This window comes from Paraburkholderia sp. TE9906 (assembly GCF_056279605.1).
Genome location: NZ_JBWCCT010000001.1, coordinates 585737 through 611795 on the forward strand (window position 1 = coordinate 585737; position 26059 = coordinate 611795).

General features: G+C 62.7%; 25 protein-coding genes and 1 pseudogene. 7 read left to right on the forward strand and 19 right to left on the reverse strand.

Features of this window, described 5'->3' with window-relative positions:
* Positions 1–216 precede the first annotated feature (216 nt).
* The gene (locus ACZ9H4_RS02585; RefSeq protein WP_408327220.1) at positions 217–2145 is read right to left on the reverse strand and encodes an NACHT domain-containing protein; all 1929 of its coding nucleotides are present in this window, start codon (positions 2143–2145) and stop codon (positions 217–219) included.
* A gap of 667 nt (positions 2146–2812) precedes the next feature.
* On the opposite strand from ACZ9H4_RS02585, the gene ACZ9H4_RS02590 reads away from it, so the two are divergent.
* Positions 2813–3103 (forward strand): hypothetical protein, encoded by a 291-nt coding sequence (locus ACZ9H4_RS02590; RefSeq protein ID WP_408151810.1) that lies wholly within the window; start codon positions 2813–2815, stop codon positions 3101–3103.
* 129 nt (positions 3104–3232) lie between these two features.
* Here ACZ9H4_RS02590 and ACZ9H4_RS02595 read toward each other — a convergent pair whose 3' ends face one another.
* From ACZ9H4_RS02595 to ACZ9H4_RS02635, 9 genes are all read right to left on the reverse strand, one after another.
* A complete protein-coding gene (locus tag ACZ9H4_RS02595) occupies positions 3233–3586 on the reverse strand; it encodes a RidA family protein (protein ID WP_408149347.1) in 354 nt (117 codons plus the stop codon).
* A gap of 43 nt (positions 3587–3629) precedes the next feature.
* Positions 3630–4784: an NAD(P)/FAD-dependent oxidoreductase gene (locus ACZ9H4_RS02600; protein WP_408327217.1), complete on the reverse strand. Its 1155-nt coding sequence runs from the start codon at positions 4782–4784 to the stop codon at positions 3630–3632.
* Entirely contained in the window at positions 4781–6235 is a 1455-nt protein-coding gene (locus ACZ9H4_RS02605) for an FAD/NAD(P)-dependent oxidoreductase (RefSeq protein ID WP_408327214.1), read from the reverse strand. The genes ACZ9H4_RS02600 and ACZ9H4_RS02605 overlap by 4 nt, the downstream gene beginning before the upstream one ends.
* Positions 6225–6584, reverse strand: coding sequence for a (2Fe-2S)-binding protein (locus tag ACZ9H4_RS02610; protein ID WP_408149341.1), 360 nt, complete (start codon positions 6582–6584; stop codon positions 6225–6227). The genes ACZ9H4_RS02605 and ACZ9H4_RS02610 overlap by 11 nt, the downstream gene beginning before the upstream one ends.
* Positions 6574–7701: an NAD(P)/FAD-dependent oxidoreductase gene (locus ACZ9H4_RS02615; RefSeq protein ID WP_476118273.1), complete on the reverse strand. Its 1128-nt coding sequence runs from the start codon at positions 7699–7701 to the stop codon at positions 6574–6576. The genes ACZ9H4_RS02610 and ACZ9H4_RS02615 overlap by 11 nt, the downstream gene beginning before the upstream one ends.
* Positions 7702–7709: 8 nt before the next feature.
* Positions 7710–8504, reverse strand: coding sequence for an ABC transporter permease (locus ACZ9H4_RS02620; RefSeq protein ID WP_476118161.1), 795 nt, complete (start codon positions 8502–8504; stop codon positions 7710–7712).
* A gap of 4 nt (positions 8505–8508) precedes the next feature.
* Positions 8509–9429, reverse strand: coding sequence for an ABC transporter permease (locus ACZ9H4_RS02625; protein WP_476118162.1), 921 nt, complete (start codon positions 9427–9429; stop codon positions 8509–8511).
* Positions 9422–10492 carry an ABC transporter ATP-binding protein gene (locus ACZ9H4_RS02630; protein WP_408149333.1) on the reverse strand — a complete coding sequence of 357 codons (1071 nt, stop codon included), beginning with the start codon at positions 10490–10492 and terminating at the stop codon, positions 9422–9424. Before ACZ9H4_RS02630 ends, ACZ9H4_RS02625 begins: the two co-directional genes overlap by 8 nt.
* Before the next feature lie 71 nt (positions 10493–10563).
* The gene (locus ACZ9H4_RS02635) at positions 10564–11604 is read right to left on the reverse strand and encodes an ABC transporter substrate-binding protein (protein ID WP_408149331.1); all 1041 of its coding nucleotides are present in this window, start codon (positions 11602–11604) and stop codon (positions 10564–10566) included.
* A 195-nt stretch (positions 11605–11799) separates the two neighbouring features.
* On the opposite strand from ACZ9H4_RS02635, the gene ACZ9H4_RS02640 reads away from it, so the two are divergent.
* Complete coding sequence (locus ACZ9H4_RS02640) at positions 11800–12708, forward strand: LysR substrate-binding domain-containing protein (RefSeq protein WP_408149329.1); 909 nt, start codon at positions 11800–11802, stop codon at positions 12706–12708.
* Positions 12709–12772: 64 nt separating this feature from the next.
* On the opposite strand, the gene ACZ9H4_RS02645 is transcribed toward ACZ9H4_RS02640, so the two are convergent.
* From ACZ9H4_RS02645 to ACZ9H4_RS02660, 4 genes are all read right to left on the reverse strand, one after another.
* Positions 12773–13204, reverse strand: a complete 432-nt coding sequence (locus ACZ9H4_RS02645) for an NUDIX hydrolase (protein ID WP_408151806.1) — start codon at positions 13202–13204, stop codon at positions 12773–12775.
* Between the two features lie 204 nt (positions 13205–13408).
* On the reverse strand, positions 13409–14698 hold the full coding sequence (locus ACZ9H4_RS02650; RefSeq protein WP_408151805.1) for an MFS transporter: 1290 nt from the start codon (positions 14696–14698) through the stop codon (positions 13409–13411).
* A gap of 109 nt (positions 14699–14807) precedes the next feature.
* Positions 14808–16136, reverse strand: coding sequence for an MFS transporter (locus ACZ9H4_RS02655; RefSeq protein WP_408327208.1), 1329 nt, complete (start codon positions 16134–16136; stop codon positions 14808–14810).
* 52 nt (positions 16137–16188) lie between these two features.
* Complete coding sequence (locus ACZ9H4_RS02660) at positions 16189–17463, reverse strand: glucarate dehydratase family protein (protein ID WP_408149321.1); 1275 nt, start codon at positions 17461–17463, stop codon at positions 16189–16191.
* A 209-nt stretch (positions 17464–17672) separates the two neighbouring features.
* Here ACZ9H4_RS02660 and ACZ9H4_RS02665 point away from each other — a divergent pair, with 209 nt between their 5' ends.
* Positions 17673–18377 carry a GntR family transcriptional regulator gene (locus ACZ9H4_RS02665; RefSeq protein WP_408149319.1) on the forward strand — a complete coding sequence of 235 codons (705 nt, stop codon included), beginning with the start codon at positions 17673–17675 and terminating at the stop codon, positions 18375–18377.
* A gap of 90 nt (positions 18378–18467) precedes the next feature.
* On the opposite strand, the pseudogene ACZ9H4_RS02670 reads toward ACZ9H4_RS02665, so the two are convergent.
* Positions 18468–18740, reverse strand: a pseudogene (locus ACZ9H4_RS02670) (AAA family ATPase); the annotation flags it as partial.
* On the opposite strand from ACZ9H4_RS02670, the gene ACZ9H4_RS02675 reads away from it, so the two are divergent.
* Complete coding sequence (locus tag ACZ9H4_RS02675; protein ID WP_408149317.1) at positions 18652–19011, forward strand: PRC-barrel domain-containing protein; 360 nt, start codon at positions 18652–18654, stop codon at positions 19009–19011. The pseudogene ACZ9H4_RS02670 and the gene ACZ9H4_RS02675 sit on opposite strands and share 89 nt — an antisense overlap.
* 25 nt (positions 19012–19036) lie before the next feature.
* Here ACZ9H4_RS02675 and ACZ9H4_RS02680 read toward each other — a convergent pair whose 3' ends face one another.
* Positions 19037–19996: a substrate-binding domain-containing protein gene (locus ACZ9H4_RS02680; RefSeq protein WP_408149315.1), complete on the reverse strand. Its 960-nt coding sequence runs from the start codon at positions 19994–19996 to the stop codon at positions 19037–19039.
* A gap of 97 nt (positions 19997–20093) precedes the next feature.
* Positions 20094–21434, reverse strand: coding sequence for a leucine-rich repeat-containing protein kinase family protein (locus tag ACZ9H4_RS02685; RefSeq protein WP_476118163.1), 1341 nt, complete (start codon positions 21432–21434; stop codon positions 20094–20096).
* 360 nt (positions 21435–21794) lie between these two features.
* Between ACZ9H4_RS02685 and ACZ9H4_RS02690 the strand changes: the two genes are divergently transcribed.
* On the forward strand, positions 21795–22418 hold the full coding sequence (locus ACZ9H4_RS02690) for a methylated-DNA--[protein]-cysteine S-methyltransferase (RefSeq protein ID WP_476118164.1): 624 nt from the start codon (positions 21795–21797) through the stop codon (positions 22416–22418).
* Between the two features lie 76 nt (positions 22419–22494).
* Positions 22495–22800 (forward strand): panthothenate synthetase, encoded by a 306-nt coding sequence (locus tag ACZ9H4_RS02695; protein WP_476118165.1) that lies wholly within the window; start codon positions 22495–22497, stop codon positions 22798–22800.
* A 72-nt stretch (positions 22801–22872) separates the two neighbouring features.
* On the opposite strand, the gene ACZ9H4_RS02700 is transcribed toward ACZ9H4_RS02695, so the two are convergent.
* Complete coding sequence (locus ACZ9H4_RS02700; protein ID WP_476118166.1) at positions 22873–24114, reverse strand: Zn-dependent hydrolase; 1242 nt, start codon at positions 24112–24114, stop codon at positions 22873–22875.
* A gap of 153 nt (positions 24115–24267) precedes the next feature.
* On the opposite strand from ACZ9H4_RS02700, the gene ACZ9H4_RS02705 reads away from it, so the two are divergent.
* Positions 24268–24870, forward strand: a complete 603-nt coding sequence (locus ACZ9H4_RS02705) for a phosphatase PAP2 family protein (protein WP_476118167.1) — start codon at positions 24268–24270, stop codon at positions 24868–24870.
* 40 nt (positions 24871–24910) lie between these two features.
* On the opposite strand, the gene ACZ9H4_RS02710 is transcribed toward ACZ9H4_RS02705, so the two are convergent.
* The gene (locus tag ACZ9H4_RS02710; protein WP_476118168.1) at positions 24911–25900 is read right to left on the reverse strand and encodes a helix-turn-helix domain-containing protein; all 990 of its coding nucleotides are present in this window, start codon (positions 25898–25900) and stop codon (positions 24911–24913) included.
* Positions 25901–26059 lie beyond the last annotated feature (159 nt).

Consider the following 26059-nt stretch of genomic DNA (forward strand, 5'->3'; position numbering starts at 1 on the left):
CGAATTCGGGCCGAGAGGGCCATTCGTTCGTTGAATCGCTCGGGCATTCAGAGGATCACTCTATGTGATGGACTGCGTCGAAACGGAGGCCGTCACACAAGTCGTCGACCTGCGTCATCAGCAGTCATTTCGAAGCCTCGCCCAATTGAATACCAATCGCACTCCTGATTAAATACGCACTTGATCGATTTTTTACCGCATACCTTACTTTCTGGATCAGTTACATTCCCTGAATATCAACGACCCTTCTTTGGTGATCTCAATAGGCAACAGAACATCATCTCGCGCCCCCCATTTTAAACGGTGCGTACCGTTGGCTCGTATGGCACCGGTTACAAACCGTATTGGAATAGTAATCGTTAGAGGAAAATTGGATTCGACATCTTCTCGCTTTATCAGCGACATATACAACGATTCAGCATCCCTTTTTGTCGCGCGATATGCGTGCAGGCCCATCAAGATAGAGTCCCAAAGTTGGCAAATTTCGATCAAATCTTCCAGGAGCGAAAGATTTCCAAGCTCAAAGACTGCGGGTTCCGACAGGAGGCGCAGCAGCGCTACGCCCAAGTCAATAGTCGGTGAAAAATATGGCGCCTCATAGCATAGGCGGTCTAGGAAAATACGTAGTCGCTGTGGATTCGGAAATCCAGAAGGCTCAAAATTCAAGAGAAGTGTGGCAAATAGCGCTTCGGGAGCCGTCGACAAAGCGACAGCAACGGCCACAGGAGCGGGGTTAATTTCGAAGTAATCTGCAAGGGCTTTGTTTGATGGCTCCCTTGTTATGTATTCTGCGCACAGAAACTCCTGGAGCGACAAATGAGAGAATTCGACTGCCTCCAGGGAAGAACGCAGTAAGAGACCCGTATGTGCTTCAAGTTCGCGCAGCACTTCCTCCGCCTCGGCGGCAGGTAAGCGAAAGCGCCGACGAACTCGCTCGTACGAGTCTTGAATCATGCGTCGCTCGAATACCTTCGCCTTGTGCCTGTACGTAAGCTGATAGGCCATTGACGCCAAAAAACGCAATTTGGCGTCGACCCCGAACGAGCCGTACTTTGACCGTCGCAGTATCCCTTGATCCTTCGCCCATAGCTCTATGCTCAAACGCACAACTCGCTCGTACACCAAAATTGCCGACGACGGCAGATCTTGCTCCGCCAAATAAATCAGAAGCAGTTGAGTGATGAACAATGGCCGATTGGCAAGATCGTGGTAAGGCTTCTCCTTGAGCATTTTTATAAAGACAGATCCGTCTCCGAGCCAGCAATTGCAGATAAGTGTTATCCCATCCCAATCAAGCGGCCTTACTTCCAACGCAATAATATTTTCAAATGTTCGATCATAATCCCCCTTTCGCAAGGACACGATCACCTTACTTTGTTTCAGCATGTAGAGGAGCTTCTGTATTTCACCATCGAGCTTGGCTCTCAGTTTCCCGTCGGCTTCGTCTAAACCGTCGATAAACAGTACTGCCTGGCTAGCATCCAACACTGCCGCTACGGCGTCCAGTAAAGGCATCCCCCCGGACTCGAGGAGATGTTCTTTCACTCCGCCAACCAAAGTCTCTTTAAGCTCATATTTGATTCCGATTTGATCTGCGATGACGGCGGCAAGAGGCATAGGCCGTGAAATGTCGCGGACTCTCACGAGAATTGGATATTGATATGCAGGACTGCCGTCTACCGCAACAGGTGCTTCCGAAGTTAGCAGGTGATAGCAAAGCCGCTTGACAGTCGTAGTTTTTCCCGCGCCTGGACTTCCTAAAATCAGAAAATTCCCCCAGGTAGTGAGCAAGGACTTTTCAGTATAGTCAAACTGACTATTTTCAAGTTCCGCCATGCGTACATCTTTGGCTCGCGAAAGGGCGCGACCAGGGACGAAAGACGCCGGTTGCATGGAGTCAAGATTGGGGCGTCTGTCGATAAACTTTAACGGTATTGTCCCCGACTCAATGCTGCGAGGGCTGTTCATCCCGAGAATCTGAAACGTTTGGCACCAGCCACTCACGAAATCAAGGTGACTAGCCAATTTCTCGCTACTCCAGTCGGTCTCAGCGTCACTGATCTCTAATGCCGATGATATCCGTTTGCTCGCAATGTCAACGGTCGCCTTTACCAACGCTGCAATCACGGCTTCAGAAATCGGCATAGGTCTCTCCCAGTGCTCGCCGGTCACCCAAAGGGCACTTGTTGCACTGTAGCGCCCAAGTATTTTTCAGCCAAACCGATTGCCAAATTGGCCGGAAGCGAGGTTGCATTCAAGCTCCAGACAGAAACGTGGCTCACTTTCGCCACTTTTGGTGGCCAAATTCATTATTGCGCCATGCGAAAGCATCCACAAGTCGAAGACAGGGTTTTCTGTGCGACAGGCGGAGGGAACGGCACCCGACAGCCCATAGTGGCGCATGGAATGACCGTGTACGTTGCGAATGACCATCGCGATCACGTTCGCTCCAAAAGCCGATGTGGATCGAAAGTAAGCATCTAGTGGATGTCCCATCGGCCGTTCGCTACCGATTGAGAATGATCGTCAGTAGCCTGCAACTGCCCCCCTCGACTCATTTGAGCGAGCAGCAGGTCAGGCCGAAGCGTGTCGACGGTCGACGACGGGTCGACTCAGGTAAGCGGCAAAGGCCTCACCCTCAAGCGCAGCAAAGCAGTCGACGGCACCCTCCGCATCATCGACAATTGACCTTCCCTCCACGCACGACCAATGACTCATGCTGCGAAGAAAAGTCTCCATCGCACTTCTATGCATCGCTTTATCAGCAGGCTCTGCAGCTTCAGAACAGCCAACGCGGCCCCCAGGCCCCGTCATGATGGTCCATTTCGACTACTACCCCAAAGACCTGGCGGGCATTCATGTTCTCGAACATCGGTTGGAAAGCGCAATAAAGCGTGCGGGTGTCGGCGAACTCGGCGAGACCGAATTTCACATCGATGGCAACGACGGCTATCTATACATGTACGGCCCCGATCCCGACCGACTGTATGCGGCGGTGGCTCCCATCCTCAAGTCGTCAAAACTGATGACCGAAGCCGAAGTCACGAAGCACTATGGTTCCCGCACCGAAACGTTCGTGATGCACCACAACGGTGTCCGATAACGACCAGGCCTGCGCTTACGCACGAGATTCACCCTCCAGAATCTCGTGCCGCAGCTTCCCCGCGACACGACAAGCGGCAAGCGCCCCGCTCCCTTCGCAAAGCACCTGCCGCACGTCTTGATTAACGACTCAAACCGCCGCGGTCACAATAATCTCCACGCGAATGTCCGGCGAAGCCAACGCCGCTTCGCAGGTCGCGCGAGCGGGCGTCGCGTCGGCCGGAACCCATGCTTCCCATGCGGCGTTCATCGGCCCGAAGTCGCGCGCCATATCGGCCACCCAGATCTGCACGGAAAGCAAACGGGTTTTATCGGTGCCGGCGGTTTTCAGATGCCCATCCAGCTTGCTCAGGATTTCTTCGGTTTGCGCCTTGGCATCACCGTCGCGCGAAGTCGCGGTCAGGCCGGCGACGTACACCGTGCCGTTGTGAATGACGATGCGCGAGAGGCGCGGATTGGTTTCGAAACGCTGAATATCGCTCATGGTTCGTATGTCGAGTGAGTGGGTGAAAGAAGTAACGAAAGAGTCAGTGAGTTGCACGAGGCAGATGAGTCGCGCCCGCGAAGCGCCCAATTCGAAATGCGTCGATGTCATGCGTGCTGCGGCCGTCGCAAACCAGTTCGGCGACCACGCTGCCGACAATCGGTCCCAACTCGAACCCATGCGCCGAAAAGCCGAACGCGTGCACGAGACCATCGTGTACGCCGCTGCGGCCAATAACCGGAATGCCATCCGGCATGAAGCCTTCAATACCGGCCCATGCACGATTGACTACTACGTGCTGCAAATGCGGAAACAGGTCCGTGACCGTGCGGGCGCTTCTGCCCAATTGCGCGAAGTCGAGCCGGCATTGCCGCGCGTCCATATCGGCCGCACATTCGAGCGCGCCGCCGATCACCACCGTGCCGTTGCTGAACTGCTTGAACGACAGCGGCCGGCCCGTTGCCCCGAGCACGGGATTCACAAACGCGGGTACGGCTTGCGTCACCATCAACATCAGGCCGCGCGGTTCGACCGGAACGGGTTCGCCGACCTGCCGCGCGAATTCCCCGCCCCATGCGCCCGCCGCATTCACCACATGGGGTGCGCGCCAGCGGCGCCCGGCAGTCTCGATGTCCCACTGTCCGTCACGGCGCGCAACATTACGGACCGCGCATTGCTCGTGAATCCCGACGCCCGCGCGTTGCGCCGCGCGCCGGAACGCCGTCACCGCGCGAAACGGCAACGCGTGACCATCGTGCTCGACCCACACACCGCCGGTGACGTGCCGCGCAAGACTCGGCACCAACTCGCGAACGGCGCGCGCGTCGATCATCACCTCGTGTGTAAAGCCAAGCGTGTTCAAATACGCGACGCGCGCGCGGCACTCACCGAGTTCCGCTTCGTTCTCCGCGATTTTCAACTGACCGGACGGGACGAAGCCCGCATCGTCGTCGACGAGTTCGTGAAGCTTGAACCACAGTTCGCGCGATGCAAGCGACAACGCAATCTCCGCATCGTGCCGTCCCAGGGTGCGGACTCCCCCTGCATTGACGCCCGATGCATGCCGTCCGCACACGTCGCGCTCCAGCACGGCCACACGCGCACCGCGTCGCGCGAGATGCAGCGCGCTCGACAGGCCGTGCAAGCCCCCGCCGATCACGACGACATCGGCGCCCGCCGGTTCGTTGACGCCGCTCATCGCGCGGCGGTGTCGTGCGATTCGGCAACGGCTTGGACAGGCTGCTGCGTGTCGTCGCGCCGCAACGCCGCTTCGTGCGCTGCCGCAAGCTCGGCCAGCGTCACCGGCTTGATCGGCGGACGCACACGGTAATAACCGACTTCGGCAGGCGGCACACCGCGCGCATCGGCGATCACCTCGGTGACGGTCAAGCCGCACAGACGTCCCTGGCACGGCCCCATGCCGCAACGGCCGAACGACTTCGCCTGATTCGGCCCGAGGCAACCGAGCTTCACGAACTCGCGCAACTGCCCAGCGGTGACTTCTTCGCAGCGGCACACGGTGACGCCGTCCGCGGGAATACGGTTGGCGTCTTTCGGCCGGTACAGCGCATCGAGAAACGGCCGGATGTGCAGCATCTCGCGCAACGCGCGATGCACCGGCGCCGCCAGCGTGTCACGCATGGCCCGGTCGATACGGCCGGCGCGATGCACGATCTCCAGCGCGGCGAGCCGGCCCTGTTCGGCGGCGGCCTGCGCGCCGCCGATACCACGGCTGTCGCCCGCAACGTAGATGTCCGCCACGTCGAGTTCGCCCCACGCATCGGTCTCGGGCACCCAGCACAATTGCGCGTCGTCCCAGCGATGCCGCGCGCGCAACGACCAGCTGACCTGCGTATTCGGCACCACACCCTGATGCAGCAGCACGAGCGTAGCCGGCAAACGCTGCACGCGGCCAGCGACGCTGAAGCGGATTGCCTCGAGCGCGTCCGTGCCTTCGAGCGCGAGGTCCGTTGCGCCCTGATGAAACGGCACGCCCGCGCGCTTTAACGCACGCATGAGCTTCAGCCCCTTCGCGAGTTGCCGCCAGCCCTTGAGCGCACCGCCCAGATGCGTGAGTGCACGGCGATAGTCGGCGCTGTCCGTCGTATCGACGATCGCGCGGATCGGCACACCCGCTCGCAAATACTGCCAGCCGAGCAGGTACAGCAGCGGCCCGCAGCCCGCGAGCACCACCGGCTGCGACGGCACCACCTCGGCACTCTTCAACAGGATCTGCGCGGCCCCGGCGGTCAAGACGCCGGGCAGCGTCCAGCCCGGAATCGGAAACGGCCGCTCCATCGCGCCGCTGCACAGGATGATGGAACCCGCCCGCAGCGACTTCACCACACCGTCCTGCACATAGTCGACGGTACGCTCCGCCGTCACCTGCCACACCGACGCGCCGCGTTCGTGCTTCGCGCCGCTCGCCGCAAAGGCGCGCGCCAGTTCGCCGCCCGCCGCATAGTCGGGGCCGAGAATCTGCAGACGCCGCGCACTGGTCTGCGTGATCGCGCGATAAATCTGTCCGCCCGGCGCGGCCTGCTCGTCGAGCACGGTCACGCTCAGGCCGCGTTGCGCCGCGACGTTCGCCGCCGCCATGCCCGCCGGTCCCGCGCCGACGATCACCACATCCACTCGATTAGCGTTCATCGCGTGCGTCTCCTGCAAGCGTGGCGGGTTCGTGCAGCTCGCGCATGCCAAGCTGCGAGCGGATCGTCATGCCTTCGGCAACCGGCACGAGACAACTTTGCCGGTTCGCCACGCCGTCGATTTCGACGAGACACTCGAAGCAGACGCCCATCATGCAGAACGGCGCACGCGACGCGCCGCTGACCGGCGTGGTCCGAAACCGCTGCACGCCGGCAGCGAGCAACGCGGCGGCGACGCTCGCTCCGCGCGGCACGCGCAGCGCACGCCCATCGAACGTGATGGCGACGGTCGCCGCGTTCCCTTGCACGCCGTCCGGCGGCAATACCTTGAAAAGAGTGTCAGTGGCCATGCGTCAATACCTTGTCGGTCTGCAAGAAGCGCTCGCCGGAAAAATGTTCGATGCCGGCGGGCGCGAGATCCTTTGCGATCCACGGTGCGACGCGCAGCGCGTGCGCGGCCGCGAGCGTGACGCCGCTATGGCAGGTCACGACGTACGCGCCGGGACAGGTCGCCGATTGCTGATAGATCGGAAAGCCGTCCGGGCTCATCACGCGCAATGCGCCCCATGCGCGCACCAGCTTCACGTCGCCGAGCGCCGGAAAACTGCGCACGCCCCGCCACGCGATGTGGCTCACGACATCGGCGGTCACGCCGTCGTCAAAGCCGACGTCTTCCATCGAATCGCCGATCTGCACGGTGCCTTCGTCGGTTTGCCTGACGTACGTGGTCGGGTAGTCGAGGAAGTGCGCGACGCGTTCGGCGATCAGCACCTGTCCGCGATTCGGCGCAACCGGCGCATGAATGCCGACCTGTTCGGCGAGCGCCCGGTTGCCGAGCCCCGCGGCGAGCACCACACGTCCCGCGTGAAAACGCTGACCGCCCGCCTCGACCACGAAGCCGCTACCGCTGCGTTCGATGCGCTGTGCGCGCATGCCCGCGCTCATCTGCACGCCGCGTTTGCGGCACGCGGTATGCAGCGCACGCAGCAGCTTCAGCGGATTCGCGTGGCCGTCCATCGGCGAATAGCTTGCGCCGATCACCTGTGGGCCGACGCCGGGCAGACGCCGCTTCACCTCCGCGTGGTCGATCATCTCGAACGGATAGTCGCCGTTCAGATCGTCGCGGATCGCCTGCAAACGCGTGGCACGCTCGTGCCACTCCGTTTCGCTGAAGCAGAAATGGAAGCCGCCCGGCTGCGTTAGCTGCACGTCGATATCGGTCTCGCTCAGCAGGTGGTCGCGCAGCATCGGCCAGCGCGTGGCGGAGCCGCGCGTCCACGTCGCATACGGCGTCTTGCCGTAGCCCTTGCCCTGCACCCACACGAGGCCGAAGTTGCCGCGCGACGCGCGAAACGCGTCGTCGCCTTCGTCGAGCACGCCGACCTTCAGCCCCTCACGGGCGAGTCCATAGGCGACGGCGGTGCCGACCAGGCCGCCGCCGATCACGAGTACATCGGAAGAGTTCATCATCTGTTTCAGTTTTTGCCGATCAACACGCGATCGAGTCCGACGATGCGGTCCATCACCACCATCAGGATCGCCGTGCCGATGATCAGCACCGTCGACACCGACGCGACGAGCGGATCGATGGTTTGCGCAATCTGGTTGTACATCGCCACGGGCAGCGTGGTGGTGCCAGGTGTCGCGACGAAGACGGTCATCGTTAGTTCGTCGAAGCTCTGGATGAATGCGAGCATCCAGCCGGCGGCAACGCCTGGCAGGATCATCGGCAGAATCACGCGTCGGAACGTGGTGAAGCGTTTCGCGCCGAGCGACAAGGCCGCGCGTTCGGCGTCGCGGTCGAGCCCGGTGGCCGCCGCCAGCGTCAAACGCAATGCGTACGGAAAAATCACCGTGACGTGCGTCAGCGTGAGCCAGAAGAACGAGCCCGACATGCCGGCCGTGGTGAAGAAACGCAGGAACGCGACGCCGAGCACCACGTTCGGAATCATCAGCGGCGACAGGAAGAACGCCGACACCGCGCCACGGCCCGGAAAGCGATAGCGTGTGAGCGCCAATGCGCCGGGCACCGCGAACAGCACTGCCACGCTCGCCGATGCGACGCCGAGACGCAACGACAGCCAGAACGCGTCGATGATGTCCGGCGCGTCGGCGATCGCGCGGAACCAGCGCAACGACAAACCGTTGGTGGGCATCGAGATGTAGCCCTTGTCGGTGAACGACACGGCGATTACGACCAGCAGCGGCGCCACGATGAAGATCACGAACAGCGTGTGGTAACACAGCGCGAGCCAATTGTTTTTTCGCATGACGTCAGCCCTCGAAGACCGCGCGGAAGCGCCGTTCGATCCAGCGGTTGCAGCCGAGAATGATCGCGATGTTCGCGATCAGCAGCAGCACGGCGATGGTCGCGCCGAGCGGCCAGTTCAACGTGTTCAGAAACTCGTCGTAGGCAGCGGTGGCGGCGACTTTCAAACGCCGGCCGCCGAGCAGCGCGGGCGTTGCGAACGCGGAGGCGGCCAGCGCGAACACGATGATCGAACCGGACAGCACGCCCGGCAGCAATTGCGGCAACACTACGCGGCGAAACACCGCGAACGGGTGCGCGCCGAGCGAGCGCGCGGCGTTTTCCACTTGCAGATCGAGCTTTTGCAGCGTGGCCCACACCGAGATCACCATGAACGGCACCAGTACATGCGTGAGACCGATGATCACGCCGGTCATCGTGAACACGAGTTTGATCGGCTCGCTCGTCACGCCGAGCGCCTGCAACGCATCGTTGAGCAGACCGTTATTGCCGAGCAGGATCGCCCAGCCGAGCGTGCGCACCACCACCGAAATCAGCAGCGGCCCGAGAATCACGATCAGAAAGATCGAGCGCCACGGGCTTTTCATGCGCGCGAGGATGATCGTCTCCGGCACGCCGAGCACCACGCACAGCAGCGTGACCGCGAGCGCCATGCCGGCCGTGCGCAGAAAGATCTCGTGGTAATAGCCGTCGCTCAATACTTCGACGTAGTTGGACAGCGTGAACGTCGGCAACACGCCTTGCGTGCCGTCGAACGCATGAAACGACAGCACGGCGGTCAACAGCAGCGGCACCAGCAGCAGCCCGCAAAACAGCAGCAGCGCGGGGCCGGCGAGCAGCCACGGCGCGGCGCTCGCACGCGTGTCACTCGTGCGGGGTGCTGCATGGGACGGTACGGGCAGCGGGGAAGGAGAAGACTCAGCCATGTGCGCTCTCCGCGAGAATCCGTACCGCGTCGTCGGACCAATGCACGCCGACCGTGTCGCCTTCACGCGGCGGCGTCGTGCCGAGATTGGGCAGGCTCGCGCGGACCATGCCGAGCGGCGTGTCGATCTGCAGCATCCAGTGATTGCCGAGAAAGAGGCACGTCGACACCCGTCCTTGCAGCGTTGCGTCGGCGGCGGACGAATCCGTCAGCGAGACCCGTTCGGGCCGCACGTAAAGCTGCACGTCGCCATCGAAACGGCGGCCGCCATGAGGCACCTTCATCACGCTCGCGCCGACCCGCACTTCCGCGCACCGCTCGTTCAACCGTTCGACGGTGCCGCGCAACGCATTGGTCTTGCCGAGAAAGCCCGACGCGAATACCGACTCGGGCTTCTCGTAAGCATCGAACGGCGAACCTGTCTGCACGATATGGCCGCCGTGCATCACCGCGATGCGGTCGCTCATCGTCATCGCCTCGACCTGATCGTGCGTGACGAGGATCGTCGTGATGCCGAGCTTCTTCTGGATCGCGCGCAATTCGACGTGCATGTCCTCGCGCAGCTTCGCGTCGAGATTCGACATCGGCTCGTCGAGCAACAGCACTTGCGGACGGATTGCGAGCGCACGCGCAATCGCCACACGCTGCCGCTGACCACCGGACAGTTCGCGCGGGTAGCGCTTGTCGAGGCCCGTGAGCCGCACCATCTCCAGCACTTCGGCAATGCGCGTGGCGCGTTCGCCGCGCGTCACGTTGCGCATGTCGAGGCCGAAGCCGACGTTATTGCCGACCGTCATGTGCGGGAATAGCGCGTAGCTCTGGAACACGATGCCCATGCCACGCTTCTCGGGCCGCTCGCGTGTAATGTCCGCACCATTGAGCAGTATGCGGCCGCGCGTCGGTTCGACGAAGCCCGCGACCATCTGCAGCGTGGTGGTTTTGCCGCAGCCTGACGGACCGAGCAGCGAGACGAATTCTCCGCGTTCGATCGACAGGTTGATGCTCTCGACCGCATTGAATTCGCCGTAGGCCTTGCCGAGGCCATCCAGTGTGAGGAAGCTCATGTTGTAGTGTCCTGATGCACGACCAATGGCAACGCATAGATACAGGCCGCCGCGCAACACGGCGGCGCCGATCAACGTTCGACGGTGCGGTTCCAGCGGTTGGTCCAGTCGGAGCGCTTGTCGTTGACGAAGGTCCAATCGGTCTTCACGAGCCGGTTGATCTGATCCGGCGTGTACGGCACGGTCGCGGCGACGGCCGGCGAGAGCTTCGTATTCTTGTTGACCGGCCCCCAGCCCTGCCCTTCGGCAAGCCATGCCTGCACTTGCGGCGACAGCAGGAATTGCACGAACTGTTGCGATAGCGCGGCGACGTCGCTATGCACGACCGGACACGCGGCGGTGAACATTGCCGGAGCGCCCTCTTTCGGATAGATGAACTCGACCGGGAAACCGGTCGCCTTCAGTGCCGCGACGCGGCCGCTGCCCCACACGGCGAGCGTCACGTCGCCGTTCTGGAACATCTCCGTCATCTTGCCCGGCGACGGTTCCCACGCCAGCACGTTCGGGCCGACTTCCTTCGCAAGCGCCGTCATGCCGGGATCGATGTTGTGATCGCTGCCGTGGCGCAGCCGCGCGTAGGTCAGCAGCGTTTGCAGGCCATACGTGTTGTTGATCGGCGGAATCGCGATCTTCTGGCGCAGGCGTTTGTCGGTCAGCACTTCCCACGAGTCGGGCTTCGGCAGGCCGGCCTTTTTGAACGCCTCCGTGTTGTAGACGAGACCCGTCGCCACCACGCCCACCGAGGTCGCGTTCGCGTTCATCTTGCCGATGTCGTACACGTCCTTGTAGACCGGGCCGTCCTGCAGCTTGTCGCAGAAGCCGAACTGGGTCGCCTGGTACATCGGGCCGTCGTCGAGCAGCACCACGTCGAGTTCTTCCTTCGCCTTCTGCGCTTGCAGCTTCGCGAGCGTGTCCGTGGAATTGCCCGGCACGTAGACGATTTTCACGTCGTGATTCGCTTCGAACGCGGGAATGATCTTCTTCTGAAACAGGTCCTGCGTCGAACCGCCATATGAGCCGAGATACAGCGTCGGCGCCGCCAGTGCCGGCAACGCGCAGCCGGCGGCCAGCACGCCGGCTGCACCCAGTAACCACCTCGAACGTCCAGCCATCTTCGTCTCTCCTCGAGAAGCGCCCCGCAGCGCGGTTGAGTCAATGAGGGATATCACCCGGTTATTGGCATGTATCGTAAACAATGCGCCGCATATCCCGCAGTAAAGTCAGCTTATTTGGAAAAAAAAGCAGCGGATAATCGAATTTTTTTGGTGTCGTATAACATTCGCTTATACCAATTGGAGAGACCCGCCGTGAAGATCCGTCAGCTCGAAGCCTTCAACGCCGTGATGGTGTGCCGCACGGTCACGCGCGCGGCGCAAATGCTGCACATCTCGCAGCCCGCGGTGACGCGGCTCATCAACGACCTCGAAGAGAACACCGGGTTCGCGCTGTTCGACCGCACGCTGGGCCGTCTTCAGCCGACACCGGAGGCCTTCGCGCTGCATGAGGAAGTGCAGCGCTCGCTGGTCGGCGTCGAGCGGATCGAACGGGCGGCGCTGGAGATTCGCGCGTCGCAGCGCGGCATGTTGCAGATCGCGAGTGCCCCGGCGCTGGCGCTGTCGTTCCTGCCGCGCGCGATCGCCGGGTTCAGCGCGCTGCATACGGGGGTGGAGATATCGCTGGCGTCGCACGCGTCGCGCACCGTGCTCGACATGGTCGTCGAGCATCGCTGCGATGTCGGGTTCGTGATTCTGGCGCTGACCACACCGAGCGCACACGGCGAGTTGCTGATGTCCACGCGGATGGTGTGCGCGGTGCCGGCCGCGCATCCGCTGGCGGCCAAAAGCACACTCGTGCCGGAGGATTTGCGCAATGAGCCGTTCGTGTCTCATTGGCGCGGCTTGCAGTCGCGTTATGAAATCGACGCGCTGTTCGCGTCGCACGGTATCGAGCGCAAGCTGATGGTGGAGACGCAGACGTCGGCGGGCATTTGTTCGTTCGTCGCCGCGGGCATGGGCATCGCGATTATCGATCCGGTCGCCGCGCTCGAATATCGCGGCAAGGACGTGGTGTTTCGCCGTTTCGAGCCGGCCATCGGAACGGATTTTTCGGTGCTGCTGCCGTCGCAGCGGCCGCCTTCATTGCTGGTGAAGAAATTCGTACAGCACGTGCGGGCGTTTGCGCATGCGCAGTTGCCGGAGGATGCGTGGCTTCGATGAGGATGAGGTCAATGGCGCGAATCGGCTAAACCGTCGCATCAGAAAAAGATGCGCGAGCCTGCGCCTATGGTTTGAAGTCGGCCAGCTGCACGCCTTCACGAATGCGTTCGAGCGCATTGGCCACGTAGTCGACGGTCGGCGCGGGAGGGTTGTCCAGTTTCGCCCATACGAAGCCGGCGCATTTGTGCGGCTCCATGTTGGTCAGGACGCCTTGCCATGCCCGGCACGACAGAAAGAAGCTGATGCGGTTCTGTTCCGAATCGCGCCTCATCACCAGCGAGAATTCAAGCGTCCCTGGTGCAATCGTGACGCCCGCTTCTTCCTTCGATTCGCGGATCGCACACGCCTCGATGGATTCGCCCGGTTCAAGGTGGCCGGCCACCAGCGAGTACTGCCCGTCTCGATGTCCGGTATTGGCTCTCTGGATGAAGAGGCATTCGTCGTTGTCGTTCAGGAACAGAACATGCACATCGACGACACTTTGCATTCGGGTCATTTTGTCGGGCCCCGGGGACCAATGGCGAGAGTAGCCGGATGCGGTATTTCATGCCGGGAGGTTCCGGCTTCAAATAAATGCACCGATGCCGGCCAATGCATGGGCGCAACCCCGTCAATACACACGCAAAACACGGTCTCCGGCGCGACACCCATCCAGTATCGCGCCTGCTCTTTCAAAGAGACCTCAACCAGCCATAGCCCGTTAATCGCGCAACTTCACAGGCGTCATCCGCGGCATCAACAAATGAATGATGCCGAGCGCCACCAGATAAGCCGACGCCCCCACAGCGAAGAGCGCCCAATACTGACCGGTGCGCTGCAACGTCTCGCCGATCACGCCCGAGAAGAAGAACGAACCGATCATCCCCGCCACGCCGCCGATACCGACCACCGTGCCCACCATCCGGCGCGGAAACACATCGCCAACGGTAGTGACGAGATTCGCCGACCACCCCTGGTGAGCCGCCGCGGCCAGACCGACAGCGAAAACCGCGTACCAGAGGCTCTGAAAATGCGACAGCGTGGCAATCGGCAGCACGCACAGCGCGCAGATACCCATCGTGACCTTGCGCGCGATATTGGGTTTGTGGGCACGCTGCATCAGTCGCGATGACAGCCAGCCGCCCGCCACGCTGCCGACGGATGCCATCGTGTAAATGGCGATCAACGGCAGGCCCATATTGCTGATGTCGATATGCCGCGATTCATTGAGCCATTTGGGCAGCCAGAACAGATAGAACCACCACACCGGATCGGTCAGCAGCTTGCCAAAGACGAACGCCCACGTTTCGCGGTACTTCAGCACCGAAAGCCAGCTCACGGGTTGCTCGACGCTTTCGTCGCGGTCCGAATTGATGTAATCCAGCTCAGCCTTCGATACCGACGCATGCTCCGCGGGAGGACGGTACACCAGCATCCACACCGCCAGCCACACGAAACCTGCCGCCCCGCCCGCAATGAACGTCGCGCGCCAACCCCACGTGACGGCGGCGATCGGTACGAATGCAGGTGCCACGATCCCGCCGATGGTAGCGCCCATGTTCCATAAGCCCGTGGCCAACGCGCGCTCCTTCTTCGGGAACCAGGTGGCCGTGGTGCGGATAGCGACCGGGAAATTGGCCGCCTCGCCGAACCCGAGCAAACCACGCACGGCCGCGAAGCCCGGGACGCTCGCCGCCACCGCATGCAGCATCGCGGCGAGGCTCCACATCGCCATCGCACTGCCGTAGACCACCTTGGTGCTGATCTTGTCCGCGATGCGCCCGAACGTCGCGAGACCTACTGCATAGGCGACCGTGAACACCATCACGGTTTGCGCGTACTGGACCTGCGTCCAGCCAATGTCTTTTTGCAGCAGCGGCGCGAGCAGCCCGAGCATCTGACGATCCATGTAGTTGATCGTCGTCGCGAAGAAGATCAGCGCGCAGATCGTCCATCGGTATCGTCCGACTGCCGTTTGATCGGCGGCGGATTGGGTTCCTATCATTTTCATCGTGTGTCCCCAACGTTGGTATGAATGGCCGCGATATCCTCGTGAATACGACGGACACCGGGACCTGAATGTCAATATGAAATGCCCGGCAAAGCGATCCGTACGCCGTCTATAGCGCGAGGGCGCGCCGGCCCTCGCGAGGCGTCATGCGGGCAAAGAAAACCACCCCGGCGGCCACCACCGACATCACGGCCAGCCCCGTGAGCCCGCCTTCGATCGAGCCGGTCTTCTGCTCGAGCAAGCCGAAGGTCGCCGGCGCGACGAAGCCGCCCAGGTTGCCGATCGAATTGATCAGCGCCAGCACCGCCGCGGAAATCCGCGCGTCCAGATAGCCCTGCGGAATCGGCCAGAACAGGGCGGATGCGGCTTTGAAACCGATCGCCGCAAAGCAGATCGCGACGAACGAGAATGTCGGGCTGCCCTTGCCTGCTGCATACATGCCGAGCGCGGCGATCAACAGCACGCACGCAACCCATGCCTGCTGGAACTTGAAGCGCGCGGCGAGCATGGCGAAGAAGTACATCGCCACGATCGAGATCAGCCACGGGATCGAATTGAAGAGCCCGACCTGGAAGTCGTTGAAGTGGCCCATCTTGCGAATGATGCTGGGCAGCCAGAAGGTCGCACCGTAGATCGTCAGCGAAACCGAGAAATAGATCAGGCAGAAGATCAGGATCTGCGGGTCGCGCAGCAGGCTCCACGCCGACGGCGCGACCGCGTGCGCCGCATCGCGCCGGCGCTGCTCGTCCTCGATCTCGGCAACGACCGCATCCTGCTCGGCACGGCTCAGCCATCGGGCGTCGCGCGGATTCGAGTCGAGCCAGAACCAGATGAAGCCGGCCAGCACCACCGAGGCCATGCCTTCGATCACGAACATCCACTGCCAGCCGTGCAAGCCGCCGCCGCTGATCAGCATCAGCGCGCCGGAGATCGGCCCGGAGAGCACCGAGGCGAGCGCCGAGCCGCTGAGAAAGATCGCCATTGCCTTGCCGCGCTCGTCGCGCGGCAGCCATTTGGTGAAATAGAACACCACGCCGGGAAAGAAGCCGGCCTCTGCCGCGCCGAGCACGAGCCGCATCGCGTAGAACGACATCTCGCCGCGCACGAAGGCCATGCCGACCGCGGCCAGCCCCCACGTGAACATGATGCGCGTGAGCCACGCCTTCGCGCCGTAGCGTTGCAACAGCATGTTCGACGGCACTTCGAAGACCGCATAGCTGACGAAGAAAAGCCCCGCGCCGAGCCCGTACGCCGCCGCGCCGATGCCAAGATCGGCGCTCAGGTGCTGGCGGACGAAGCCAATATTCACGCGGTCGATGTAGTTGACGATGAACATCACGACGAAGAGCGGCAACACATGCCACTTGATCTTCCGGACGGCAGTTGCCAGCGCGTCGACTCGGTCCACGCCGGCCGTGGCCGGATTGGATCTGCTCATGGGTTGTCTCCTTGGTTGGCAATGCGCGTTGCGGATCCGCTGTCCGCGCGGTTCAGAAGCGCGGGTTCTTGCCGGTGAAGCTGGGGTCGTACTTTTGCATCTGCTTCAGGTCGTCGCGATTGCGCACACCGCATGACAGATACTGGGCATGCAATTCGGCCAGCCGGTCGCGGTCGAGCTCGACGCCAAGGCCCGGCGTGGCCGGCACGCGCACCGCACCGTTATCGAAGCTCACGCGGCCGCCCTTGATGACTTCTTCCTCCTGCCACGGGTAGTGGGTGTCGCAGGCGTAGGTCAGATTGGGGATGCTCGCCGCGACGTGCGTCATCGCCATCAGGCTGATGCCGAGGTGCGAGTTGGAGTGCATCGACATGCCCAGGTCCCACAGCTTGCACATGCGTGCGAGAGTCTGGGTCGCGCGCAGGCCGCCCCAGTAATGGTGATCCGAGAGCAAGACCTTGACCGAACCCATCTCGGCGCCGCGGCGGAAGTCGTCCATGGTCGTGATCACCATGTTGGTCGCGAGCGGCAGGCGGGTGTGCTTCGCCAGCTCGGCCATACCGGCCAGCCCCGGACACGGGTCTTCGTAGTACTCGAGCAGTTCGTCGAGTTCTGGCGCGGCCTTGATGCTCGTTTCGAGCGTCCAGTTGGCGTTCGGATCGAGGCGCAGCGGCACACCGGGGAAGGCCTGATGCAACGCGCGCATGCACGCGATTTCGTGCGCCGGCTCGAACACGCCGCCCTTGAGCTTGATGCTCTGGAAGCCGTACAGCTCGATCATGCGGCGCGCCTGCGCGACGATCTGCTCAGCGCTCAGGCCTTCGCCCCAGGCATCAGGCGCATACGGCTTGTCGACGTGCTCCGCGTACTTGAAGAAGAGGTAAGCGCTGTAGGGCACCGCGTCGCGAACCTTGCCGCCGAGCAGGTCGACGATCGGCGCGCCGACGATTTGCCCCTGCAAATCGAGCATCGCGACTTCGAGCGTGCTGATGACTTTCGGCGCGTTCTTCGCCGCGTGCGAGCCGGGCGCGAGTTCGAATTCGACCGCGCCTGGCGCCGCCTTGATCGACGCGCGCACGCGCTCTTCCATCCGGTTGAGATCGAACGGCGACAGGCCGATCACCAGCGCCTTGGCCTGTTCGAGCACGCGCAGCATCGGTTCGTCGCCGTAAGTCTCGGAGATGCCGACGCGGCCGTCGCTCGTCTCCAGTTCCACAATCGCGCGCAAGGCCCACGGCTCGTGGATGCCGGCTGCGTTGAGGAGCGGGCCGTCGCGGAAAGCGATCGGAGTAATTCGCACTTGGGTGACGGTGATGTCCCGAGTCATGGTGGCAATCCGGCAGATAAGGGGGTGGAAATTGATGGACGCATAGTAAAGCACTAATGTATTAGTGCGTTAGTGGGGTAAATACCCACCTCCGCCTGGCCGGAAAATGGTTGCACGATCGCAGAAGGCGTGCGGGCGTCGGCTATAGTATTAATATTTCAGCGGGTCGGATCAGCCTTTCCGTCCGCGTCCACGCATTGCGCTCCGCCATGAAAACCAACGCTTCCCCGCCGACGGCGTGCCGGCTCGACCGGTCCCGCCACGCCGCGCCGCAAGTATTCGAACGACTGCGCGAAATGATCCTGTCGCTCGAACTGGCGCCCGGCACGGTGCTCTCGCGCGCCGATCTGGCCACGCAGTACGGCCTGAGCCAGACGCCCGTGCGCGATGCGTTGATGAAGCTCGGCGAGGAAGGCCTCGTCGACATCTTTCCGCAACACGCCACCGTCGTGAGCCAGATCAGCGTGACGTCGGCGTTGCAGGCGCACTTCCTGCGTCGTTCGATCGAACTGGAGGTCGTGCGCACGCTCACGGAGCAGCGCGATGCCGCATTGATCGCCCAGTTGCGCGCCACGATCGCGGGGCAGATGGAACTGCGTGATCTCAAGAACTACGAGCAGTTCTCGCTGCTCGACCAGCGCTTTCATCGACAGATGTACGAGGCGGCGGGCGTGCCGCAACTGTGGGATCTGGTGCGCAGACTGAGCGGCCACATCGATCGGCTGCGGCGCCTGCACCTGCCGGTGGAGGGTAAGACGATGGCGGTGGTGCGCGATCACACCGAGATCGTCGATGCGATCGACAAGGGCGACGTCGCGGCCGCGCAGGCGGCGCTGCGCAAGCATCTGTCCGGTACGCTCAATCAGGTGGATCAGATCCGCACGAGTCATCCGAACTTCCTCTCGGACGACTGAAGACGCCTGGTGACATGTGGGCGACCGCCGTTGTTGCAAGCCGCCCCACATCGCGTGAATGGCGTACCGGCAACCGACCTGATCCGCCCTCACCACCTGACAAAGAAACTGCTTCAACCGCGCACTGCGAGGATGATCGAACACCGCCCGCGGCGTGACGGTCTCGATGATCTCGCCCTGATCCATAAACACCACGCGGTCCGCAACCTGCCTCGCGATTCCCATCTCGTGGGTCACGCAGATCATCGTCATGCCGGAGTCCGCCAGCCTGATCATGGTTTCAAGCACTTCTTTGATCATTTCGGGATCGAGCGCCGAAGTCGGCTCGTCGAACAGCATGATCTGCGGCTCCATGGTCGACGAGCCGGTCTATAACGACCTCAACGACAAGATCGGCAGCATCGATGACGTGATCGTTTCGCCGGACCGTCAGGCGACTTTCGCGGTCGTGTCGGTCGGCGGCTTTCTCGGCATGGGCAAGCATTATGTCGCGATCCCGATCGATCACTTCGAGATTCGCGACGGCAATCTGTTCCTCGCGGGCGCCACGAAGGAAGCGTTGAAGTCGGTGCCCAGTTTCGTGTACAACAAGCTCGAAAAGGCGACCAAGTCGCGCAAGGTGAAGGCGGAATAGACAAAGGGCCGGCGAGCGCCGGCGCTCAATGACCTGCGGCGGTGACGAGTTGCAGCGGCGTTTCGATCAGTCTCGACAGTTCTTTCTGCTTCTTGTGCTCGGTCACCGCCTTTAACGCCACATCGATTCCGAAGATGGCTTGCCGGTCGGCAAACTGATTGATCGTCGCGAGCACGCGGCCGTCGGCGAGAAGCGGTTTGATGGCTTCGACTGCGTTATAGCCGGTGACATACACGCCGCCGCTTCGGCCCGCGTCGCGAATCGCATCGACCGCGCCCATCGCCATGTTGTCGTTGCCGCACAGCAGCGCGCGAATCTGCGGATGCTCGTTGAGCATGTTCGTGGCCACGTCGCGGCCCTTGCCGTAGTCCCAGTTGCCGGCCTGAATCGCGACGACCTTGATACCGGCGGCGTCCATGGCGTCCTTGCTGCCGGCCGTGCGTTGCTGCGCATTGCGATCCACCGCGATGCCTTCGATGATCCCCACCTGATCGCCCGCCTTCAGCCGCCCGGCCAGATAGTGGCCCACTTGCGCGGCGCCTTTGCGATTGTTCGGACCGACGAACGGCACCGAAATGCCGGCGGCCACCTGCGAGGCATCGTCGAGTGGATTGTCGATCGTGATCATGATGATGCCGGCCCTGATGCCACGCGCCACCACCGCCGTGAGCGCCTTCGAATCGGTGGGCGCAATCACGATCGCGTCCATCTTCGCCTTGATCATCTCCTCGACCATCCGGATCTGCGCGGCCGTGTCGGTCTCTCTCGCCGTGCCCCGAACAGTCAGCGCGAATTGCGCTGCGTAATGCTGCTGATGATTGCGCGCGGCGTCGGCCATCGCCACCGTGAACGGATCGGCGAGCGACTTCAGCACGAGCGCGACCTTCGGCTTGCCGCCTTGCGCGTCGACACGGGCTGCCCCGCTCAGTCCGGCAGCGGCGAGCGCGCCGGCAAACAGTACGCGGCGGCGCATGGTCTGCTTCATCGGTTCTCTCCTTGCGGGCCGGCTCGGCGCATCGGCGCGCCGCGTTCGAACGAAAGCGGATCGCGACGCCGACAACGTGCGGAGCCGTGCATGCGGTTCATTGATCGCCCTTCAACGCGAGCACACAGGCCGCGATTTCGTCGAACAGCGGACGGCTGCCGACCGCTTCGGTGAGGCAGGCATCCTTCAATGCGGTGAGCTTCGCCGCGATGTCCGTGTGTGCATCCAGAGCGTCGCAGCGTTCGATCAATTCTTCGAGCAGGCAGCCATACGCCCTGATTTCCACGCGCTGCAACGCGGCGCCGGAGTCGCGATCGTCCGCGGCATAGAACGACGCTGCGCCGAAATCGCCCAATAGCGCGCGCCCCGTGCCGTCATACAAAATATTGTGCGCATAGAGATCGCCGTGCATCACGCCACGCCGATGCAAATGATTTGCCGCCGCTGCAATCCCGTATGCGATATCCAATGCCGAGTCGAGATCGAAGCGCGTGCCGGCGACGTAGATGTCGCGCGTGCAGGACGCGAGGCTCGGCGGACCGGCGAGGTTCCTGAATTGCGGATCGATCAGTTCCATCACGAGACCATGCGTGTCCGCCGGATGGTCCTGCACTTTTCCCGCCACGGGGATCAGGTTCGCATGGTCGCCGCCTCGAATGCAAGCGGCCATTTCGCAGTCGGGCAAACCGTCGCTGGTCACGGCGCCCTTGAACAGCTTCACGGCGACGGCACGCGACGCGTGCTCCGGGTCCGCGAAAAGCTGCGCGCGATAGATGACACCGGAAGCGCCTTCGCCCAATGGCTGTTCGAGTGTCAACCGATCCCATCGAATCCCGGCGATCGGCGTGTCGCGCAATGCCGCCGCTTCCAGCGCCTCGCTGAACGGATTGCCCGCATAAGCCAGCCATGCGAGCCGCGGCAGACGCAGCAGCCAGCCCGGCAATCCGTCGAGCCGGTTCGCCGCGAGACGCAGCAATTCGAGCCGCGAGCACGCGGCCAGTTGGTCGGGAAGCGTGCGCAAACGGTTGCCGGCCAGCATCAGCTTCTGCAATTGCGTACAGCCGCCTATCTCCGGCGGCAACGCTTCGATCTCGTTGTCGGTCAGGATCAGCCAACGCAATTGCGGTGCGAGCGCGTTCCCCGGCACCGTCCGAATGCGGTTCGCCTTGAAGCCGACCATGCTCAATTGCGAGCATTCGCCCAGCACTTCCGGCAGTTCGGTGAACGGGTTGTCGGACGCGAAAAGAATGCGCAGATTGCGCAGTCGCGGCAAATCGTCGGGCAACGAGGTGAGCGCATTGCCCGAGAGGTCGAGTACTTCCAGCGTGTCGGCGAGATCGAAAATTTCGCGCGGGAATTCGTTCAGGCCGCATGTCAGTTTGAGCTGGCGTGCGCCCGTGAGTTGCCCGGCCCGCAGTTGTTCTAGTGTCGTCGTCACAGTGAGGAGAAGGCGGTGAGCATCGTATCGAAGGTATCGATTCTACTGAGTCGCGGGCCGGATGCGCGCGCGGGCCATTCGCCGGAGCTTGTCGATGCGGTGCGGGCTGAGCGTGTCCGATCGGATGGCAATGCCCGCGACCTGCTATGAAGAGACGCGCAAAGAGCGGTACAGTGACAGCCCTGCGTGCTTTCCCGCCAAGGTGCGGGAACATCGATGCCGGGCACGAATCAGATAGCAAGATCTGGAGCGTCTTCAGAAGCAGCGAGGCTCACACTGTCGAATATAGGCGCGCTTTCAGCGCGGATTCGCCGGCCGGCCTCGTTTGCCTCGGCCTCCAACCAGTCAGGAGCAAGCAAAGTGACGTACGCATACAAGTTGATGGATTCGCCTGTCGGTCAGTTGAAGCTCGTCGCCAACGGCGAGCGCCTGGCCGCGATTCTGTGGGAAAACGACAAGCCGAACCGGGTGCGTCTCGGCGAGCTCATCGAAGCGAATGACCGTGGCGTGCTGATCGAAACCGAGCGGCAATTGCAGGAGTATTTCGCCGGCACGCGCCACGCGTTCGACCTCGCGCTCGATTTTCAAGGCACCGAGTTCCAGAAGAAAGTCTGGCACGCACTGTTGACGATCCCGTTCGGCCAGACGCGCAGCTACGCGGAAATCGCGCAGCAGATCGGCAACGTCAATGCGGTGCGGGCAGTCGGCGCGGCAAACGGCAGGAACCCGATCTCGATCGTCGCGCCGTGCCATCGCGTGATCGGCGCGTCCGGCGAGCTGACCGGTTTTGCGGGCGGGCTGGCCAACAAGATGCTGCTGCTGTCGCTCGAAGCCGGGCAGACTTCGCTGGAGGCGGCGGCCGATACGCAAGGAAAGACGCAAGCGCACGCGCCGGCAATCGCCGGCACGGAGCGCAAGGCTCAGGCGAAGCCCGCACGCTATGCGCCGAGCCACGGAACGCAAGCATCGCTGTTCGGCAACTGAGCGCAAGTGCGGACTAGTAGCGGCGCATAAAGCACCTATCCTTAAGAAGCCTTTGGACTTCAACCAGGAGGATGACATGCGCATGCTTCTCAACATACGAATCCCGCACGAACCGTTCAACACGATGGTGCGCGACGGCAGCATCGGCGAAGTCATGGCGAAGATACTCGACGAGACGAAACCGGAGACGGTCTACTTCACCGAACAGAGCGGGCACCGCGGAGCGGTGCTCGCGGTGAACATCGACGACGCGTCCGCGATTCCGTCGCTCGCGGAACCCTGGTTCCTGAAGTTCAACGCCGACTGCGAATTGCGCATTGCGATGTTGCCGGAAGACCTGATGAAAGCCGGATTGGACAAGCTCGGCTCGAAATGGAAATAGTGCCTGCGGCGCGCGTGGCGCGTGAAGCGTCGTGGCGGTTCATCTGACGTAACGCCACGGCGCCCGTGCGCGTCACGCATGCTTCGTCCACTGTTCCCGCAAGATAGCGGCGGCCGCCGTGGCCGCGACCTGGCAACCGAGGACGATGTGCTCCTCGGCCGTATCTTCGATGAAGTCGTGGCTCACGCCGCCGATGCTCGGCACGAACATCATGCAGGCCGGCATGCAGCGCGCAATCACCTGCGCGTCGTGCGCCGCCCCGCTCGGCATGCGAATCCATTGCCGTGGCGCGATCGCGTCGGCGGCCTGGGCGAGATGCTCCGCGAGCGCCGACGACATGCTGACCGGTTCCATCGGCTCGTCGATGGCCGTCAATTCCACGTGCACGCCGTTTCGCGCATTGAATTCCCGTACCAGCCCGGCGAGTCTGCTTTCCATCGCCTGCAAGCGCGCGGCATTGGCATCGCGGAATTGCAGATACATATCGGCCGCGCCCGGCACGACGCTCAGCGAGCCCGGGTCGAGATCGATGCGGCCCACGGTCCAGACGGTGTCGGCATCCGCGAGTTGCGCGAACGCGTCGTTCATCGTGGCAATAAAGGCGACCAGCGCCGCGCCGGCATCGCGCCGGATCGCCATCGGCGTGGTGCCGGCATGGTTGCGCTGGCCCGTGAAGCGCAGACGCAACTCGCGCAGCCCAACGATCGTCGTGACGACGCCGATCGATTTCGCCGCCGCTTCCAGCCGGCCGCCCTGTTCGATGTGCGGCTCCAGATAGGCGACCTGACGGCCGGGCTCGAAGCGCGCACGCGGCCGTCCCGCGAGACCCGCGGCTTCGAGCACGTCTTCGAGGCGCTCGCCTTGCCGGTTCGTCGCACCGTGAATCGCGTCGTCGACAGCATCGCCCACGAAGCTGCGGCTGCCGAGCAAGCCGGAAAACGTGCCCTCTTCGTCGATCCACGAAGCCACGTCCACGGCGAGATGCTTCGTATCGTCGTGTTCCGCCAGCGCGCGGGCAATCTCCAGACCGTAGATCACGCCCATCGCGCCGTCGAGCCAGCCGCCGGTCGGTTGCGTGTCGGTATGTGAGCCGATCACGAGCGCGGGACCGCTGTTGCGCGAGCGCCCGAACACCGTACCCACTCCGTCGATGCGCGCGTCGAGTCCCGCCTCCGTCATGCGTGCCGCGAGCCACTCGCGCGACGCCAGATCCACCGGCGAGAGCGCAAGCCGGACCACACCCGGTCCAGTCGCGCCGAAACTGCGCAGCCGCTTGAGGTCGGCCAGCAACCGGTCCGGATTGATCTTCACCACGTTTTGCTCTCCTTTGATTGATTACCCACGCTGCGTGGGTTCGGTTGCGACGCGCGTTCATGCCACGCGAGCGCTAAGCATGCCATAAGCTTGGGCCGCTAATATCGGTCGGCACAACTCAACTGAAACGCACTGCCCCGAAAAACTCACGGCATGAATACACTCGAAGCGTTCAATCAGACGCTCTTCCTGGCGATCAACGCCACGCCTTCGACATCGGCATCGCTGCTCGACGTCGCGCGTTTGATCGCCGATTACGTGATCTATCTCGTGCCGCTGTCGTTGACCGCGATGTGGTTATCGGGCGACGCGCATCGCCGCGAAACCGCGTTGCATGCGTGCTGCGCGGCCCTGCTCGCGCTCGGCATCAATCAGGTGATCGGCTTGCTCTGGCCGCATCCACGGCCGTTCGTGCTGGGCATCGGCTACACCTTTCTCGATCATGCGCCTGATTCGTCTTTTCCCAGCGACCACGGGACGATATTCGCTTGCGTCGCGCTGACGTTGCTGCTGAACGGGGTGAGGCGCCTTGGCGTCGCTATCGTGCTGGCAGGTCTCGCGGTGGCGTGGGCGCGCGTCTTTGTCGGCGTCCATTTTCCACTCGACATGGTGGGCGCCGTCGTCGTGGCGAGCGTGGCCATTTGCCTGCTCGCGCCGTTCTGGCAGTTGCTTGGCACGAGCGCGACGCGCGGGTTGGTCGCGGTGTATCGCAGGCTGCTGGCGTGGCCGATCGGGCGGGGCTGGGTACCCCTGTAGTGCGGCATGACGCGCGCGGTTTGGCCGGCGCGCAACGCGCCTAACGCGTCAGCGCACGGAAATCGCTCGGCGACATGTCATACGCGCGACGAAACGCGCGATTGAAATCCGACGCGCTATTGAAGCCCCAACCATAAGCGACTTCGATAACCGCCTTGTGCGGGTAGCGGCGCAGTTCATCGGCCGCTTCGCGCAAACGGCGGTTGCGAATATAAGCGGCGAGGCCGCCCTCGGATTCGAACAGCCGGTACAGCGTGGGCCGCGAAAGTTGCGAGACGGCAAGTACGTTATCGAGCGTGAGATCCAGTTGCCCGAGATTGGTGTCGATGTAACGGCGCGCCGTCGCGAACATCGCGGCGCGCGCCGCCGCACGCGCACTGCCGCTAAGTCCGGTCTGCTTGCCGAAGGCCGCCGCGATCAGCATCGCGCAGGTGTGCATTGCGTCGTGGGCTTCGGGCCCGCTCATCGTCGGCAGTCTCGTGCACAGGTGGGCAAGATGCGTCGGAATCATTCGCGCGAGCGGCGAATGATAGTCGATCACGCGGCCATGGATCGACTCCGCCTCGGGCAGGACGGATTCCACCAGTTCGCGCGACAGGAAAAACGCGAGTACGCGGCAGGCGCTGCGCGTCATCTGCATCGGCTGATTCATATCGAGCGCGAGGATGCCCGGCTCGGACTGGACTGCGATGCGTTTCGGGTACAGCCCCGAGCCGGTTTCGATCGTGCCTTCGACGGCGACGTGAAACACCAGTTGGCGTACCGAATCCGTGGAAATACGCGCCACCGATCGCGATTGCGAAATCGGATCGGTCCTGCAGTCCATAAAAGTCAGATTGCCGGCGCGGTAGCTGTCGATACTGCCGCTGAAGCCATCGGCCAGTTGCCGGCGCGAGATCGGCACATCGAGAAAGTGACCCAGCCGGTCTCGCCATGCGAGTAGTTGCGCGCGTGGTGCTTCGTGATGCGTATCGAAGTGGCTATAGACGCAAGGCGTGGCGGCATGCGTCGTCAAGGAGTCGGTCCTCAAGATTTTTTCCGCCGGTCGCAATTTGCGAATCATAGCCGCACACGGCGAAAACTTCACGACCGGGCGAGGCGGCGGCGCAACACTCGCACTCGAATGCGAAAGCGGGCGAACGGCCCCGCCACGGCGAGAGGAGTATCGGCCGACGCGCTGACCTCAACG

Bases quoted from the DNA above. Each gene is read 5' to 3' on its own strand.
- ACZ9H4_RS02585 (WP_408327220.1), bottom strand. From the start codon at position 2,145: ATGCCGATTTCTGAAGCCGTGATTGCAGCGTTGGTAAAGGCGACCGTT.
- ACZ9H4_RS02590 (WP_408151810.1), top strand. From the start codon at position 2,813: ATGATGGTCCATTTCGACTACTACCCCAAAGACCTGGCGGGCATTCAT.
- ACZ9H4_RS02595 (WP_408149347.1), bottom strand. From the start codon at position 3,586: ATGAGCGATATTCAGCGTTTCGAAACCAATCCGCGCCTCTCGCGCATC.
- ACZ9H4_RS02600 (WP_408327217.1), bottom strand. From the start codon at position 4,784: ATGAGCGGCGTCAACGAACCGGCGGGCGCCGATGTCGTCGTGATCGGC.
- ACZ9H4_RS02605 (WP_408327214.1), bottom strand. From the start codon at position 6,235: ATGAACGCTAATCGAGTGGATGTGGTGATCGTCGGCGCGGGACCGGCG.
- ACZ9H4_RS02610 (WP_408149341.1), bottom strand. From the start codon at position 6,584: ATGGCCACTGACACTCTTTTCAAGGTATTGCCGCCGGACGGCGTGCAA.
- ACZ9H4_RS02615 (WP_476118273.1), bottom strand. From the start codon at position 7,701: ATGAACTCTTCCGATGTACTCGTGATCGGCGGCGGCCTGGTCGGCACC.
- ACZ9H4_RS02620 (WP_476118161.1), bottom strand. From the start codon at position 8,504: ATGCGAAAAAACAATTGGCTCGCGCTGTGTTACCACACGCTGTTCGTG.
- ACZ9H4_RS02625 (WP_476118162.1), bottom strand. From the start codon at position 9,429: ATGGCTGAGTCTTCTCCTTCCCCGCTGCCCGTACCGTCCCATGCAGCA.
- ACZ9H4_RS02630 (WP_408149333.1), bottom strand. From the start codon at position 10,492: ATGAGCTTCCTCACACTGGATGGCCTCGGCAAGGCCTACGGCGAATTC.
- ACZ9H4_RS02635 (WP_408149331.1), bottom strand. From the start codon at position 11,604: ATGGCTGGACGTTCGAGGTGGTTACTGGGTGCAGCCGGCGTGCTGGCC.
- ACZ9H4_RS02645 (WP_408151806.1), bottom strand. From the start codon at position 13,204: ATGACCCGAATGCAAAGTGTCGTCGATGTGCATGTTCTGTTCCTGAAC.
- ACZ9H4_RS02650 (WP_408151805.1), bottom strand. From the start codon at position 14,698: ATGAAAATGATAGGAACCCAATCCGCCGCCGATCAAACGGCAGTCGGA.
- ACZ9H4_RS02655 (WP_408327208.1), bottom strand. From the start codon at position 16,136: ATGAGCAGATCCAATCCGGCCACGGCCGGCGTGGACCGAGTCGACGCG.
- ACZ9H4_RS02660 (WP_408149321.1), bottom strand. From the start codon at position 17,463: ATGACTCGGGACATCACCGTCACCCAAGTGCGAATTACTCCGATCGCT.
- ACZ9H4_RS02665 (WP_408149319.1), top strand. From the start codon at position 17,673: ATGAAAACCAACGCTTCCCCGCCGACGGCGTGCCGGCTCGACCGGTCC.
- ACZ9H4_RS02675 (WP_408149317.1), top strand. From the start codon at position 18,652: ATGGTTTCAAGCACTTCTTTGATCATTTCGGGATCGAGCGCCGAAGTC.
- ACZ9H4_RS02680 (WP_408149315.1), bottom strand. From the start codon at position 19,996: ATGAAGCAGACCATGCGCCGCCGCGTACTGTTTGCCGGCGCGCTCGCC.
- ACZ9H4_RS02695 (WP_476118165.1), top strand. From the start codon at position 22,495: ATGCGCATGCTTCTCAACATACGAATCCCGCACGAACCGTTCAACACG.
- ACZ9H4_RS02705 (WP_476118167.1), top strand. From the start codon at position 24,268: ATGAATACACTCGAAGCGTTCAATCAGACGCTCTTCCTGGCGATCAAC.